Raw genomic sequence first — 13601 nt, forward strand, 5'->3', positions numbered from 1 at the left:
GCGGATGCTGCGATCAGCGCGCCGCTCGACGGCGGATGCCGACCGCGGCCGCTGCCGCGAACACGGCGGCGATGCCTGCGCCGATGAACACCGCGCGGAATCCGCCGGCCGCCGCAACCTCGACGCTCGCCCCGGACTCGGCGAGCCCGGCGGAGACGGCGCCGCTCACCGCGGCGAGCACCGCGAGTCCGAGCGCACCGCCGATCTGCTGGCTCGTGTTGACGAGGCCGCCGGCGACCCCCGATTCACCGCCGTCCACCCCGTCGACCGCGAGCTGGGTCGCGGTGACGAACGCTCCACCGAGGCCCACGCCGATGAGGAGGCTCGGGCCGAGCACGTGCACGAGGAATTCCGCGTCGACGGGCGCTGCGGCGAGCCAGCCGAGCCCGCCTGCGAGCGTGAGCAGCGAGGTCGTCAGCACGGGCCGGATGCCCAAGCGCGAGACGAGCGGCGGCACCGTACCGGCGACCACGACGAGGGCGCCGGCGAGTGGCAGCTGCGAGAGGCCGGCAGCGAGGGCGTCGAAGCCGAGCTGCTCCTGCAGGAACACGGAGAGCGCGAAGAACAGCGCGACCATCGCGCCTCCGACGAGCACGATGACGATATTGCCGGCCGTCACCGCGCGGTTGCGGAAGAGCACCAGCGGCAAGAGGGGGGAGGCCGTGCGGTGCTCGATGGCGACGAAGGCCACGAGCAGAGCTGCACCTGCACCGAGCAGGGCGATGACCAGCGGATGCCCGAAGCCGAGCGCTTCGGCATTGGAGAGGCCTGCGACGAGGGCGACGAGGCCGGCGGTGACGGTGGCCGCACCCGGAAGGTCGAGCGTGGTCGCCGCGCCGCGCCGATCGCGGGCGACGAGGAACGGTGTCGATGCGAGCACGATCGCCCCGATGGGCGCGTTCACGAAGAAGACCGCTTCCCAGCCGAATGCCGCGGTGAGCAGGCCGCCGGCGAGTACTCCGGCAGCGCTGCCGGCCCCGGCGACGGCGCCCCAGATGCCGAGCGCCTTCGCGCGATCGGCCGTGGTCGTGAAGAGCCGAGTGACGAGCGCGAGTGATGCCGGTGCGAGCAGTGCGGCTGATGCGCCTTGCAAGGCCCTCGCCGCGAGCAGCCACGTGCCGTCGGTCGTGAGGCCGGCGGCGACGGATGCCGCGACGAACCCGATCGTGCCGATCAGGAACACGTTGCGGTGGCCGAAGCGATCGGCGAGCCGCCCGCCGAGCAGCAGCAGACTGCCGAACGGCAATACGTAGGCCGTGATGACCCACGCGAGGGCGCCCTGGTCGAGTCCGAGGTCGGCGCCGAGGCTCGGGATCGCGATGTTCACGATCGATGCGTCGAGCACGACGAGGAACTGGGCGAGCGCGAGTGCGCCGAGCGCCCACCAGCGGCGGGAAGCGCGATCGGGTGCGGGCCCGGCGGGCCCGGCGGGCCCGGCTTGGGAAGGGACGACCGGAGCCGAGACCGCAGCGAGTTGCTGCGACCGGGCCTCGGTGTGAAGTGCGGGATTCGTGGTGGTCATGAGATTCCAATCTGTGAGTGAATGATCAATCACTATTGAGGACAAAAGGCGAGCCCACGTCGAGTGGGCGTCCGGGGTCTACGACCAGGCGGGGAACATGCGGTCTACGACCAGGCGGGGAACATGGGGTCTACGACCAGGCGGGGAACATGGGGTCTACGACCAGGCGGGGAATATGGCCAGGTCGAGGAGTAGGAGTGCGATCGGGGCGACCCGGCGCATGACACGTTCGGACGTCATTGCAGTACGTCCTCTCGTGCAGGGCGGGTCGTTCGGGGTGGGGCGACGCTCACGGTACGAGCGATTCTGGGGTGACTTGGGTCCCTGGCGTGGCTGGGGAGTCTGGTGTAGCTGGGGAATCTGGGGTGACGGAGCCGGGCGCGAAGCTCGGGTGCCGGATGCCGGCGGCCAGTGCTGCCGCCCAGTGCTCGGTCGACTCGTCGATGCCGAGGGTCACCACGAGGTGGCAGAGCTGGCCGAATGCGATGAACTGCTGCACCGCGGCATCCGTCGCCCCCGACCGTGTCGACGCGAACTCGGTGACGCGCTGGTATCCGCGGCGCAGCGCAGCGCCGATCTCGGGCACGTCGGCTGCCGATTGCGCGTGCACCTGCAGCATGAGAAGGTCTCGGTCGGCGATGAGCTCGGCGTAGGCGCCGCCCATCGAGTCGAGCACGCCGTCGGGGGTCTGCACCGCCGCCGTCTCGGCGCCGCGTGAGAGCGACTCGAAGACCCGGTCGAAGCAAGCCTCGAGCGCGCCGACGAAGAGCTGCTCCTTGCCCGGGAAGAGCTTGAAGACGTACGCCGAAGAGATGCGCGCCTCGGCGGCGACATCGGCGACCGTGGTGCCGCGGTAGCCCGAGCGGGCGAACGCGGCGATTGCGGCGGCGATCACGAGCGGTCGTCGTTCCTCTGCGGTGGAGAGCTTGATTGCCATATGAGTGACTGTACACTCACTCACACGTCGTCCGCAACTCTCCCGCCGTGCGCCAACCCGCCCCTGCTTCGCCCGACTTACTTCGCCCGATCCACCTCGCCCGACTTACCTCGCCCGATCCACCCCGCCGCCCCTACCTCGCCTACCTCGGCCGCCTCACCCCACCCCACTTCGTCCCACCCCACCTCGCCCCGCCAGCAACTCAGGTCGGGAGGCGCGTCGCGCGCCGCGTTCGCGGCGTGTCGGCCGGCACTGGCGTTCCGACGCCCCTCCCGACCTGAATTACTGCGCCTGGGTTCCTGAACTACTGCGCCTGAATTACTGCAGGCCCGTGGATCGGGGCGCAGGGCCACGGGTGAGGAGGCCGGATGGGGATGGGGCGGGCTGGAAGGCGCAGGTGAGCGCGACTCAGTCGGCGGCGCGAACCTCGACGAGGTTCGCCCACGGGTCGTCGAACGCGAGCGTGCGGCCGTCGTCGCGGGTGGCGACTCGAGCGTGCGACATCCGCTCGCCGAGTGCGCCGAGGTCATCGGCGCTCGGCACCAGGATCTCGACCTTGCCGAGTCCGAGGGCGAGACTGCGGCGGCCGGCACCCCGGCTGTTCCACGTGTTCATCGCCATGTGGTGGTGGTAGCCGCCGGCCGAGACGAACAGCGCCTGGTCGCCCATGCTCGCCGTGGTCTCGAAGCCGAGTCGCTCGACGTAGAACTCGCGCGCGCTCGCAACGTCGCCGACCGAAAGGTGCACATGGCCCACGACGGCGGAGCCGATGCCGGTGCCGGATGCCGCGGCATCCGCCCCGCCTTGGGTGAGGTGTTCGCGCAGATACTCGTTCGGGTCGAGGTGCAGGGTTGCCATCTCGACGGTGCCATGGACCCAGCTCCACTGCGAGCGGTCGCGGTCGAAGTAGAGTTCGACGCCGTTGCCCTCGGGGTCGGTGAAGTAGAACGCCTCACTCACGAGGTGGTCGGCGCTGCCGGTGAAGTTGCCCGGGTACTTCGAGGCGACGGCGTAGATCGCGGTGGCGAGTGCCTCGCGCGTGTCGAAGACGATCGCGGTGTGGAAGAGGCCGGCGTCGCGGGGGCTCGCGTGCTTCAGCTCGGGGGCGTGCTCGAGGATCACGATCGGCGTGGCGCCGCGTCCGAGTACGGCGACCGGGCCGTCGTGGCTGAGCAGCTCGAGGGTGACGCCGTCGCGGTAATAGCGGATCATGGCGTCGAGGTCGCCGACGCGCAGCGTCACGGCGCCCATGCCGGTGTCGGCGGCGAGGAGGCCGGTTCCGCCGCGTCGGCCATTGGTTGTAGTCACAACTAATGATAACGGATGCCGCTTCGCACGTATTCCATACGCGCCGGCCGACCCTGCCGTGGCGACGCCGCACTCATGCGCGCCTGCGTCCGGTCCTGCCCGACGGGCGCCCGGCATCCTGCTCGATGCGAAGGTGCTCGGTGGCGACGCGCCAGGTTTTGTTCACACGTCGCAGTCCGAGCGTCGTCGTGAAGCGCGCGCGCTCTCGGCGCAGGCCACGTGCGCGCGCCGTGAACTCGTCGTGGCTGACGCAGAATGCGGTCTCGCCCGCGACGCTCACGGTGAGATCGCGCACCTCGTAGCCGAGGCGACCACGGAACCGGGTGAACCAGAGGTGCAGCCAGGCGACGTGGGGCGCTTCACCGCCGCGAGCGACAATCGGCGGAGCGACGCCGAACGTCACGGCGTCGTCGGTGTATCGGGAGGCCAGATACTCCGAGTCGCGCGAACGGATCGCGGCAGCGCGCTGCGTGACGACCCAGCGCACGGCGATCGCGTCGATCGCGACCGTGTCGATCGCGACCGCATCGTTGAGTTGCTCGAACGTGGACATACCGCCTCCTCGATGCCCGAAGCGGCACCCTCAAGGGAGCGACGAACCGGCGGGCGTCAATTCGACAGCCGACGGTGCAGCCCAAGATGGCCATGGCACCTTCGGGCAGAATTCAGGGATGCCAGAGAGCTACTGGAATCACAACACCGCGTATCACCCGCTGCTCGAGCGCATCGCCGGCCGGCACCGTGGGTCGGTGCTCGACGTCGGCTGCGGCGACGGTCTGCTCGTGGTGCGACTCGCCCCGTCGGCGACCACTGTGCTGGGCATCGACAGTGACCCCGAGAGCATCGAGCGAGCGCTTGATCGAACGGGCGGTGTCGACAACGTCGAGGTCTCCGTCGCCGACTTCACCACGTTCGATCCGGGTACGCAGCGTTTCGACCTCATCACCTTCGTTGCCGTGATTCACCACATGGACCTCAGGGATGCACTTCGCCGAGCTCGCTCGCTACTCGCGCCTGGCGGGGAGCTCGTGGTCGTCGGGCTCGCCGCGAACGTGACGGTCCTCGACTGGATCATCTCGGGAGCGCTCCTGCCCTTCATCCGTCTCGGCTCCTGGATGCATCACGAAGAGCGCGAGGTCGGCGTCCGAGTCGCGCCGGCGCGGACGGGACTCGGCGAGATCCGCCGCACAGCCGAGGAGGAACTCCCAGGTGTCCGCGTGCGCCGTGGCATGTACTACCGCTACGTGCTGCGCTGGCGCCGCCCCGCGTGACCCGTGCGGTCAGGCTCCAGGGGTCACGCCGACGTCAAGCGCTCGAGCAGTTCGCGGTAGCGCGCGGCGGTCTGCTCGACGATCTCGTGGGGGAGCGTCGGGGGCTGCTCCGAGACGGTCTCGTCCCAGTTGGCGGCGAGCCAGTCACGCACGGGCTGCTTGTCGAAGCTCGCCATGCGCAGCTCGGGGGTCGCGGCGCTGGCGTACGTCGCGGCATCCCAGTAGCGGCTCGAATCGCTCGTGAGCACCTCGTCGCCGAGGGTCACGATGCCGGTGGCGCGATCGGCGCCGAACTCGAACTTCGTGTCGGCGAGGATGAGGCCGCGCACCTCGGCGATCACCGACGCACGGGCGAAGATCTCGAGTGACAGCGAACGCAATTGTGCTGCCACGACGTCGCCGACGAGCTCGACGGTGCGCTCGTACGAGATGTTCACGTCGTGCTCGCCCAGCGGCGCCTTCCACGCGGGAGTGTAGATCGGCTCGGGCAGACGATCGCCGTTCTGGAGACCTTCGGGCAGCGGGAAGCCGCCGATCGCACCCGTCGCCTGGTACTCCTTGAAACCCGAGCCGGTGAGGTAGCCGCGCACGACGCACTCGACGGGGAACATGTCGAGCGTGCGGCACAGCGTCGCCCGCTCGGCGAGTTCGACCGGAACCTCGGGCAGTTCGAGCGTCTGGAGCCGATCGTCGAGAGGGTACGCGCGATGGTTCGGCACTTCGGGCAGCTGATCGAACCACCAGTGAGTGAGGCTCGTGAGCATCGCGCCCTTGCCCGGGATCGCGGGCGAGAGCACCCGGTCGAGGGCGCTGATGCGGTCGGTCGCGACCACGAGCACCACGGGCGAGAGGCTCAGCGGATCGCCCGTCCAGGTGTCGTCATCGTCGAGCACCTTGGTCGGCACGTACAGGTCGCGCACCTTGCCCGAGTAGACGTGGGTCCAGCCGGGGTGCTCCTGCGATTCGGTCACCGCTCCAGTTTACGAGCGTCACCTAGCAGTGGTGGACCGGATGTGCGCGAAAGTGCGCTGAGCTACTCGGCGACGCGAGCCGCGATGTCGGTGCGGTACTGGCCGCCCTCGAGGCGCAGGTGACCGAGCGCCTCGTATGCGCGACGGCGCGCCTCGGCGAAACCGTTGCCGACGGCCACGACGTTGAGCACGCGGCCCCCGGTGGCGATGAGCGGCAATTCGGCGGCAATAGCGCCAGCGCCAGTGCCGGCGCCGTTGCCAGCGCCGCTGTCGGTCGCGGCACCGATCGCGGTCGCCGCGTGCGCGAGGTGCACTCCGGGCACGGATGCCGCGGCCTCGATGCCCTCGATCGGGCGCCCGGTCTCTGGGGCCTCGGGGTACCCCTCGCTCGCGAGCACGACCGTCACCGCGGCATCCGCTCGGAAGACCGGACGGGGCAGTGAGCCGAGCCCGCCCGTCGCGGCGGCGTAGAGCAGGCCCGAGAGCGGCGTGTCGAGGCGCGGCAGCACGACCTGCGTCTCGGGGTCGCCGAAGCGGGCGTTGAACTCGATCACGCGGATGCCGCGCGAGGTGAGGATGAGCCCCGCGTAGAGCAGCCCGATGAACGGCGTCTGTTCGGCGGCGAGCTGGCGCACGGTGGGCAGCGCGATCGTCTCGATGACCTCGTCGACGAAGGCGTGCTCGCTGCCGAAGCGGCCACCGCGGCCGTCGTCGGCGTCATCGAGCCACGGCAGCGGCGAGTACGCGCCCATGCCGCCGGTGTTGGGGCCGCCGTCGCCGTCGCGCAGACGCTTGTAGTCCTGTGCGGGCGAGAGCGGCAACACGTTGGTGCCGTCGGAGAGGAGGAAGAGCGAGACCTCTTGACCATCGAGGAACTCCTCGATGAGCACGGGGCCCTGCTGCAGGTAATGAGCCGCATGTGCGACGGCGGCCGCGCGGTCGTCGGTGACGAGCACACCCTTTCCGGCGGCGAGCCCGTCGGCCTTCACGACGTAGGGGGCGCCGAACTCGTCGAGCGTCGCCTGGACGTCGTCGAGCGTTTCGGCGAGGTTCGCCCGGCCGGTTGGAACGTCGGCCGCCTCCATGACGCGCTTGGCGAAGGTCTTCGATCCCTCGAGGGCGGCGGCCGCCTTGCCGGGCCCGAACACGGCGATGCCGCGGGTGCGCAATGCGTCGGCGACGCCCGCGACGAGCGGCGCCTCGGGGCCGATGACGACGAACTCGATGTCGTTGTCGAGGGCGTAGTCGGTGACGAGCCCGGGGTCGGTCGGGTCAAGCGCGATCGTGGTCACGCTGCCGCGCGCCGACGAGGTGGGGGATGCCGCGATGCCCGCGTTGCCCGGCGCCGCGATGATCTCGTGTCCGGCCTCCTCGTCGAGGAGCGCGAGGATGATGGCGTGCTCGCGCGCGCCCGAGCCGAGGACCAGGATTCTCACCGGTTCAGGTTACCCGTTGCTCGGGGAGCCCGGCGAAACTCCGTGCGGGATGATGGAGGCATGGCACGGGTGAGGATCGGCGACGACATCGGGCGGGCGGCGGTGACGGTCGTGCAGACGGTGACGGCCGGGGGTGCGGAGGCGTCCGCATCCGTCGACCGTTCGACCCTCGCGCTCGCGGTGCGCTACTCGCTGCAGCTGCTCGCCGAGCAGGCGCCCGGCGGCACCGTCGAGGTGCGGGTGCCGCCGTTCGGTGCGGTGCAGTGCATCGAGGGCCCGAAGCACACGCGCGGCACCCCGCCGAACGTCGTCGAAACGGATGCCTCGACGTGGCTCGCCCTCGCGACGGGCACGCTCTCGTGGACCGATGCCCGGGCGACCGGGCGCGTGCACGCCTCGGGCCAGCGTGCCGACCTCACCGAGGTGCTGCCGATCGTGCGCTGAGGTGCTCGGCGCATGCCCCTCCCGTCGCCGTCGAAGCGCGGGTGCGGGACACGCGCGGGTGCGGGACACGCGCGGGTGCGGGACAATGGAGGGGTGACCGATCCCTCGAACGCCCCGGAATCCGCCGAGCACCGCACCGAGCCGGGTGCGGATGCGATCTCGGCCGAGCCGGTCGAGACCGACGTCACGCGCGACACGGTCACGGTGCGACGTGCACCGCGCTACCCGCGGTTCATCGCACTGGGTGCACTGGTCGGCGTCGTCGTCGCGCTCATCCTCACGATCGCCTTCCCCGACAACGCGGAGTTCGACAAGGGCCAGGTGTTCGGCTTCCTGCTGCTGGTCTGCGCCACGATCGGCGTCGCGCTCGGTGCAGGCGTCGCGCTCGTCATCGACCGGGCGACCGCGCACCGGGCGAAGGCCGTTGCCGTTGAGCACGAGACGATCCACCCCGTCGACCAGTAGCGAAGAGTGACGGATGCCGCGGCATCCGTCAGCCTCGAATTGAAGCCGTCAACTGAGCTGCGTGCGCTCCACCCAGCCGAGGTACTCCTCGGTGACCGTGCCGGTGACGTACTCGCCCGTGAAGCACGAGAGGTCGAGCCGTTCGATCGACGTGCCGTCGGTGATCGCGGCCTGGAGGTCGGCGACCTCTTGGTAGATCATGTGGTCGGCACTCAGCTCGGTGGCGATCTCGGGGATCTTGCGGTCGTAGGCGATGAGCTCCTGCCGGCTCGGCATGTTGATGCCGTAGACGTGCGGGAAGCGAACCGGCGGAGCGGCCGAGGTGAAGGTCACCTTGTTGGCGCCGGCCGCGCGAGCCATCTCGACGATCTCTTTCGAGGTCGTGCCGCGCACGATCGAGTCGTCGACGATGAGGATGTTCTTGCCCTTGAACTCGGTGCCCATGGCGTTGAGTTTCTGGCGCACCGAGCGCTTGCGCTCCGCCTGGCCGGGCATGATGAACGTGCGGCCGACGTAGCGGTTCTTGTAGAAGCCCTCGCGGTACTCGATGCCGAGCTTCTGCGCGACCTGCATCGCGGCGGGCCGCGACGAGTCGGGGATCGGCATGACGACGTCGATATCACCCTTGCTCATGTGCGTCTCGATCGTCGTCGCGAGCCGGTCGCCCATGCGCAGGCGCGCCTCGTAGACCGAGATGCCGTTCATGATCGAGTCGGGCCGCGCGAGGTAGACGTACTCGAATGAGCAGGGCACGAGCACCGCGTTCTTCGCGCACTGACGCGAGATCATCTGGCCGTCGAGGCCGATGAAGATCGCCTCGCCGGGGTGCACGTCGCGCACGATCTCGTAGCCGCCCGACTCGAGCACGAGCGATTCCGAAGCCACGATCCACTCGTCGCGCCCGTTGTCGGCGGTGCGACGGCCGAGGATGAGGGGGCGGATACCGAACGGGTCGCGGAACGCGAGCAGCCCGTAACCGGCGATCAGCGCGATGACGGCGTAGGAGCCCTCGACGCGCTCGTGCACCTGCTCGACGGCCGTGAAGACCTGGTCGGGGTCGAGGTCGAGCCCGGTGATCCGGCCCTGCAGCTCTGTGGCGAGCACGTTGAGCAGCATCTCGGTGTCGCTCGTCGAGTTCACGTGACGGCGGTCGATGCGGAAGAGGTCTTCCGACAGCTCACGGGTGTTCGTGAGGTTGCCGTTGTGCACGAGGATGATGCCGTACGGCGCATTCACGTAGAACGGCTGCGCCTCCTCTTCGCGCTCGGCGGCACCCTTCGTCGTGTACCGCACGTGCCCGAGCCCGATGTTGCCGATGAGCGAGCGCATGTCGCGCGTGCGGAACGCCTCGCGCACTTGCCCGCGGGCCTTCGCCATGTGGAACACGGGGCCTTCAGCAGTCGCGATGCCCGTCGAATCCTGGCCACGGTGCTGCAGGAGCAGCAGACTGTCGTAGATCTGCTGGTTGGCCGGTTCAGTGGAGACGATTCCGACGATGCCGCACATGCGAGCGATGGCTCCTCGAAGGTGGGGGAATTGTCCGAGCAGGACGCCTCAATCCTCGCACACGCGCGCGTGTGAGCTGCCTGAACGGCGACCTCCGCTCAGCTGAGCACACTCGCCCGTTCCCCGAGTCCGTCGAAGGGTGGAATCAGTACTCCGTCGGCTTCGCGAGCACGGCCATCGTGCACCGTGAGATGCACACGAGCTTGCCCGCGGCATCCGTGATCTTGATCTCCCAGACCTGGGTCGTACGACCGCGCGTGAGGGGCGTGGCCTCGCCGTAGACCCAGCCTTCGGCGACCGGGCGCACGTGGTTCGCGTTGATCTCCATGCCGACGCAGTAGAACTTCGCGGGGTCGACGGTGAGCGTCGAGCCCCAGCTCGCGAGCGTCTCTGCGAGGGCGACGGATGCCCCGCCGTGCAGCACCCCGCCGGGCTGACGGGTGCGGTGGTCGACCGGCATGCGCCCCTTGAGGGAGTGATCGGTGGTCTCGGTCATCTCGATGCCGAGCGCGCGGATCAGCGTGTCATCGCGCGAGTTCGCCCACTCGAGTGAGGGCTCGCCGAACCAGATGCTCATGCCACCGAGTCTGGCACGCGCGTGCACGGCCTCGAGAAGTCGCAGATGGTGGGTTGCCGCACGGTGAACTCGCCATCTGCGACTTCTCGGTTCGCCCTGAAAGTGCGGTGCGTCACGCGAGCTCGGCGATGATCGGGTGCATGGCATCGTCGAACGCCGAGGCATCCGACCGCAGCGAATCGGTGACCGCGACGGTCATCGCACCGATCCACCAGACGCCGGCCGCCGCGAAGGGCACGACCTCGACGTTCAGCTCGAAGGAGTGGGCGCGGCGACCGACCTCCCGCTCGTGCTCGGCGATCGTGCCGGCGTAGGCGCGGTACGAATCTCCGCGGCGAGAGGCCGACGCCGTGCGGTAGCCCTCGTGCGCCCAGTCGGCCCAGGCCCGTGCGGCCTCGGCGTGCGGCACGATCGCGGCGGCGAGCACCTCGGCCTCGGAGAGCGGCAGTGCGACGTCCGTCTCGAACTCTTCGACGAGTTCGAGTGGCACGGGCGATGGATGCGCCTCGGGCTCGACCGTCATCGCCCACCAGGCACGCCATTGGCGTTCGAGCAGGTCGTGCTGGTCGATCTCGAGGCGGTCGCCGACGGCGCCCACGTCGCGCAGTCGCGGCAGCTCGACGGGCGAGGCGATCGAGAGCACCTCACGCAGATAGAGGGCGAGGAGCACCGGGCGACTCGCATTCTCACGGATCACCCACGACGGCGTGCCTTCCGGCTGCATGGGTGTATTTTAGTCCGCCTGAGCGGGAACGGCACGGTTCGGCGCGCGGCGCGCGGGTACGCTTGACGGGTGACCTCGAACTCGTCCTATGCTGCTGCCGGAGTCGACACACGCGCGGGGGATCTCGCCGTCGAACTCATGAAAGAGGCGGTGTCCGCCACACACGGGCCGAACGTGGTCGGCGGCTTCGGCGGTTTCGCGGGGCTCTTCGACCTCTCGTTCGCGAAAGACTACGCGCGGCCGCTGCTCGCGACCTCGACCGACGGTGTCGGCACGAAGATCGCGATCGCTCAGGCGCTCGACAAGCACGACACCATCGGGCAAGACCTCGTGGGCATGGTCGTCGACGACATCGTCGTGGTCGGCGCGAAGCCGCTCTTCATGACCGACTACATCGCGTGCGGCAAGGTCGTACCCGCGCGCATCGCCTCGATCGTCACGGGCATCGCCTTGGCGTGCGCCGAGACGGGCACCGCACTCGTCGGCGGCGAGACCGCCGAACACCCCGGGCTCATGGGCGAAGACGACTACGACGTCGCCGGCGCGGCCGTCGGCGTGGTCGAGGCCGACAAGATGCTCGGCGCCGAGCGCGTCGAGTCGGGTGACGTCGTGCTCGCGATCGCCTCGAGCGGCCTGCACTCCAACGGCTTCTCGCTCGTGCGGCACATCCTGTCGGGCGCGGGCCTCGGGTACACGGATGCCTCTGCTGAACTGGGCACGACGTGGGGCGAGGCCCTGCTCGAACCCACCCGCCTCTATTCGGGCCCGCTCGTCGAGTTGCTCGCCGGCCGGCACGGCGACGCCGTGCACTCGCTCTCGCACGTCACCGGCGGCGGCATCGCCGCGAACCTCGCGCGCGTGCTGCCCCTCGGCTCGTGGGTCGAGCTCGACCGGTCGACGTGGTCGCCCGCACCCGTGTTCCGCGTGCTCAACGAGCTCGCGGGCACCACGCTCGAGTCGACCGAAGGCACATGGAACCTCGGCATCGGCTTCTTCGCCGTCGTGCGAGCGGATGCCGCGGCATCCGTCATCTCGGCACTCGGCGCCCTCGGCCTGCCGGCCTGGCAGGCGGGCACCGTGACGATCGGCGACCGAGATCTCACGGGCTTCGAGCAGGGCGCCAAGGGCGTCGACGGCGGCGCCGTGCGGCTCGTCGGCTCCTACGCGAGCTGACCGGGGTCGACCAAATCATGCGCACGCAGGTCTCGATCGGACTCATCGGCACCACCGACCCGTCGATCGTGCGGGCGCTGGCGCCGCGCATCGAGCGGCTCGGGTTCTCGGCGCTGTGGCTCAACGACATCCCCGGCGGCGACTCGCTCGCCGGGCTGCGTGTCGCAGCCGGCGTCACCGACTCGCTCCGGCTCGCGACGGGGGTGATCCCGCTCGACCGGCGGCCCGTCGACTCGCTCGACTTCGCCGGGCTCCCCGCTGAGCGCACGGTGATCGGCGTCGGCTCCGGGGGAGCGGCCCGTTCGCTCGCGCTCGTCGAGCAGGGCATCGCCTCGCTTCGCGAAACGAGTGACGTCTCGATCATGGTGGGCGCGCTCGGCCCACGCATGCGGCGGCTCGCCGCCGAGCAGGCCGACGGGGTCGTCCTCAACTGGCTCACCCCAGTGGCGGCCGCCGACGCGACGCGCGAGCTCCGCACCGCGGCCCGATCGCGGAAGGTGAGCAGTGTGCTCTACGTGCGCACGATCACCGACGCCGATGCGCGCCCGGCGCTCGAAGTCGAGGCCGAGCGTTACGAGACCGTTCCCTCGTACGCCGCGAACTTCGCCCGCCTCGGCATCCGCGCGATCGACGCGACGATCACCGACGCGGCGGGTCTCTCCGCCTATGACGCCGCGGTCGACGAGATCGTGCTGCGCGCGATCAACTCGACGGGCTCACTCGCCGAACTCGAGCGCTTCGTCGAGACGGCGGCCGGGTGGCGCGGCGCCTCCTGAGCGGTCGTGTGCATCGAGTCGGTCATGACGCGCCGTCGAGCGACGTCGACATGGCGCGGATGGATCGCCACACACGCACGCGAAACGGCGTCACCGTCCACGGTGAGAACCGTCGAGGGCCGACCTCAGACCGGTGTGACGAAGACCGTGAGGGAAGGTCGGTGAAGACAGCGCCCGCTAGGCGCGCTGTTCATCGCCCGCGACGTAAGTGTCGTCGTCGTCGGCGGAGTAATCCGCCCACTTCGCCGCTTCTTCGGTGTAATCGTCATGCGGCGAGCTGGTGAGCTCGCGCTCAAGCGCGTTGTAGTCGGTGTTCGGGCTGAAATACTTCAACTCCCGAGCGACCTTGGTGTGCTTGGCTTTCTGACGGCCGCGCCCCATGCGTGACCCCCTTACGACATCTGGCCGGGTGGGATGTGTTCTTCACCCGGCGCTCATCTGATAAATGAATTCGTCCGGCCGCCAGTTTAGCACCGGAGTCGGGGGCGCTC

Annotated in this window: 15 protein-coding genes; 5 read left to right on the top strand and 10 right to left on the bottom strand. The window is 69.6% G+C overall.

Features of this window, described 5'->3' with window-relative positions:
* Window positions 1-13 precede the first annotated feature (13 nt).
* The 4 genes from AC1C2S_RS10200 to AC1C2S_RS10215 form a co-directional block, all read right to left on the bottom strand.
* Window positions 14-1522 (bottom strand): MFS transporter, encoded by a 1509-nt coding sequence (locus AC1C2S_RS10200; protein WP_495352405.1) that lies wholly within the window; start codon window positions 1520-1522, stop codon window positions 14-16.
* A 289-nt stretch (window positions 1523-1811) separates the two neighbouring features.
* Entirely contained in the window at window positions 1812-2459 is a 648-nt protein-coding gene (locus tag AC1C2S_RS10205; RefSeq protein WP_495352406.1) for a TetR/AcrR family transcriptional regulator, read from the bottom strand.
* 408 nt (window positions 2460-2867) lie between these two features.
* Complete coding sequence (locus AC1C2S_RS10210) at window positions 2868-3710, bottom strand: VOC family protein (RefSeq protein ID WP_495353236.1); 843 nt, start codon at window positions 3708-3710, stop codon at window positions 2868-2870.
* 130 nt (window positions 3711-3840) lie between these two features.
* The gene (locus AC1C2S_RS10215) at window positions 3841-4320 is read right to left on the bottom strand and encodes a YybH family protein (RefSeq protein WP_495352407.1); all 480 of its coding nucleotides are present in this window, start codon (window positions 4318-4320) and stop codon (window positions 3841-3843) included.
* A 118-nt stretch (window positions 4321-4438) separates the two neighbouring features.
* Here AC1C2S_RS10215 and AC1C2S_RS10220 point away from each other — a divergent pair, with 118 nt between their 5' ends.
* On the top strand, window positions 4439-5038 hold the full coding sequence (locus AC1C2S_RS10220; RefSeq protein ID WP_495352408.1) for a class I SAM-dependent methyltransferase: 600 nt from the start codon (window positions 4439-4441) through the stop codon (window positions 5036-5038).
* Between the two features lie 23 nt (window positions 5039-5061).
* Here AC1C2S_RS10220 and AC1C2S_RS10225 read toward each other — a convergent pair whose 3' ends face one another.
* Entirely contained in the window at window positions 5062-6009 is a 948-nt protein-coding gene (locus AC1C2S_RS10225; RefSeq protein ID WP_495352409.1) for a phosphoribosylaminoimidazolesuccinocarboxamide synthase, read from the bottom strand.
* Window positions 6010-6071: 62 nt separating this feature from the next.
* Entirely contained in the window at window positions 6072-7445 is a 1374-nt protein-coding gene (gene purD, locus AC1C2S_RS10230) for a phosphoribosylamine--glycine ligase (RefSeq protein ID WP_495352410.1), read from the bottom strand.
* Between the two features lie 60 nt (window positions 7446-7505).
* Here purD and AC1C2S_RS10235 point away from each other — a divergent pair, with 60 nt between their 5' ends.
* Together AC1C2S_RS10235 and AC1C2S_RS10240 are read left to right on the top strand one after the other, a co-directional pair.
* Window positions 7506-7889, top strand: coding sequence for a sterol carrier family protein (locus AC1C2S_RS10235; RefSeq protein ID WP_495352411.1), 384 nt, complete (start codon window positions 7506-7508; stop codon window positions 7887-7889).
* Between the two features lie 93 nt (window positions 7890-7982).
* Window positions 7983-8354: a hypothetical protein gene (locus AC1C2S_RS10240; protein ID WP_495352412.1), complete on the top strand. Its 372-nt coding sequence runs from the start codon at window positions 7983-7985 to the stop codon at window positions 8352-8354.
* Between the two features lie 48 nt (window positions 8355-8402).
* On the opposite strand, the gene purF is transcribed toward AC1C2S_RS10240, so the two are convergent.
* From purF to AC1C2S_RS10255, 3 genes are all read right to left on the bottom strand, one after another.
* Window positions 8403-9860 carry an amidophosphoribosyltransferase gene (purF, locus tag AC1C2S_RS10245; protein WP_495352413.1) on the bottom strand — a complete coding sequence of 486 codons (1458 nt, stop codon included), beginning with the start codon at window positions 9858-9860 and terminating at the stop codon, window positions 8403-8405.
* A 145-nt stretch (window positions 9861-10005) separates the two neighbouring features.
* Window positions 10006-10437: a hotdog fold thioesterase gene (locus tag AC1C2S_RS10250; protein ID WP_495352414.1), complete on the bottom strand. Its 432-nt coding sequence runs from the start codon at window positions 10435-10437 to the stop codon at window positions 10006-10008.
* Window positions 10438-10549: 112 nt separating this feature from the next.
* Window positions 10550-11161, bottom strand: coding sequence for a zinc-binding alcohol dehydrogenase (locus tag AC1C2S_RS10255; RefSeq protein ID WP_495352415.1), 612 nt, complete (start codon window positions 11159-11161; stop codon window positions 10550-10552).
* A gap of 69 nt (window positions 11162-11230) precedes the next feature.
* Between AC1C2S_RS10255 and purM the strand changes: the two genes are divergently transcribed.
* Both purM and AC1C2S_RS10265 read left to right on the top strand, forming a co-directional pair.
* Complete coding sequence (gene purM / locus AC1C2S_RS10260) at window positions 11231-12334, top strand: phosphoribosylformylglycinamidine cyclo-ligase (protein ID WP_495352416.1); 1104 nt, start codon at window positions 11231-11233, stop codon at window positions 12332-12334.
* 17 nt (window positions 12335-12351) lie between these two features.
* Window positions 12352-13110, top strand: coding sequence for an LLM class oxidoreductase (locus AC1C2S_RS10265; RefSeq protein ID WP_495352417.1), 759 nt, complete (start codon window positions 12352-12354; stop codon window positions 13108-13110).
* Between the two features lie 177 nt (window positions 13111-13287).
* Here the strand turns inward: AC1C2S_RS10265 and AC1C2S_RS10270 are convergent, their stop codons facing one another.
* Entirely contained in the window at window positions 13288-13491 is a 204-nt protein-coding gene (locus AC1C2S_RS10270) for a DUF3073 domain-containing protein (protein WP_495352418.1), read from the bottom strand.
* Window positions 13492-13601 lie beyond the last annotated feature (110 nt).

Source organism: Agromyces sp. Y782 (assembly GCF_059445405.1).

Bases quoted from the DNA above. Each gene is read 5' to 3' on its own strand.
- AC1C2S_RS10210 (WP_495353236.1), bottom strand. From the start codon at position 3,710: ATGGGCGCCGTGACGCTGCGCGTCGGCGACCTCGACGCCATGATCCGC.
- AC1C2S_RS10220 (WP_495352408.1), top strand. From the start codon at position 4,439: ATGCCAGAGAGCTACTGGAATCACAACACCGCGTATCACCCGCTGCTC.
- AC1C2S_RS10265 (WP_495352417.1), top strand. From the start codon at position 12,352: ATGCGCACGCAGGTCTCGATCGGACTCATCGGCACCACCGACCCGTCG.
- AC1C2S_RS10200 (WP_495352405.1), bottom strand. From the start codon at position 1,522: ATGACCACCACGAATCCCGCACTTCACACCGAGGCCCGGTCGCAGCAA.
- AC1C2S_RS10205 (WP_495352406.1), bottom strand. From the start codon at position 2,459: ATGGCAATCAAGCTCTCCACCGCAGAGGAACGACGACCGCTCGTGATC.
- AC1C2S_RS10250 (WP_495352414.1), bottom strand. From the start codon at position 10,437: ATGAGCATCTGGTTCGGCGAGCCCTCACTCGAGTGGGCGAACTCGCGC.
- AC1C2S_RS10270 (WP_495352418.1), bottom strand. From the start codon at position 13,491: ATGGGGCGCGGCCGTCAGAAAGCCAAGCACACCAAGGTCGCTCGGGAG.
- AC1C2S_RS10255 (WP_495352415.1), bottom strand. From the start codon at position 11,161: ATGCAGCCGGAAGGCACGCCGTCGTGGGTGATCCGTGAGAATGCGAGT.
- AC1C2S_RS10235 (WP_495352411.1), top strand. From the start codon at position 7,506: ATGGCACGGGTGAGGATCGGCGACGACATCGGGCGGGCGGCGGTGACG.
- purF (WP_495352413.1), bottom strand. From the start codon at position 9,860: ATGTGCGGCATCGTCGGAATCGTCTCCACTGAACCGGCCAACCAGCAG.
- AC1C2S_RS10215 (WP_495352407.1), bottom strand. From the start codon at position 4,320: ATGTCCACGTTCGAGCAACTCAACGATGCGGTCGCGATCGACACGGTC.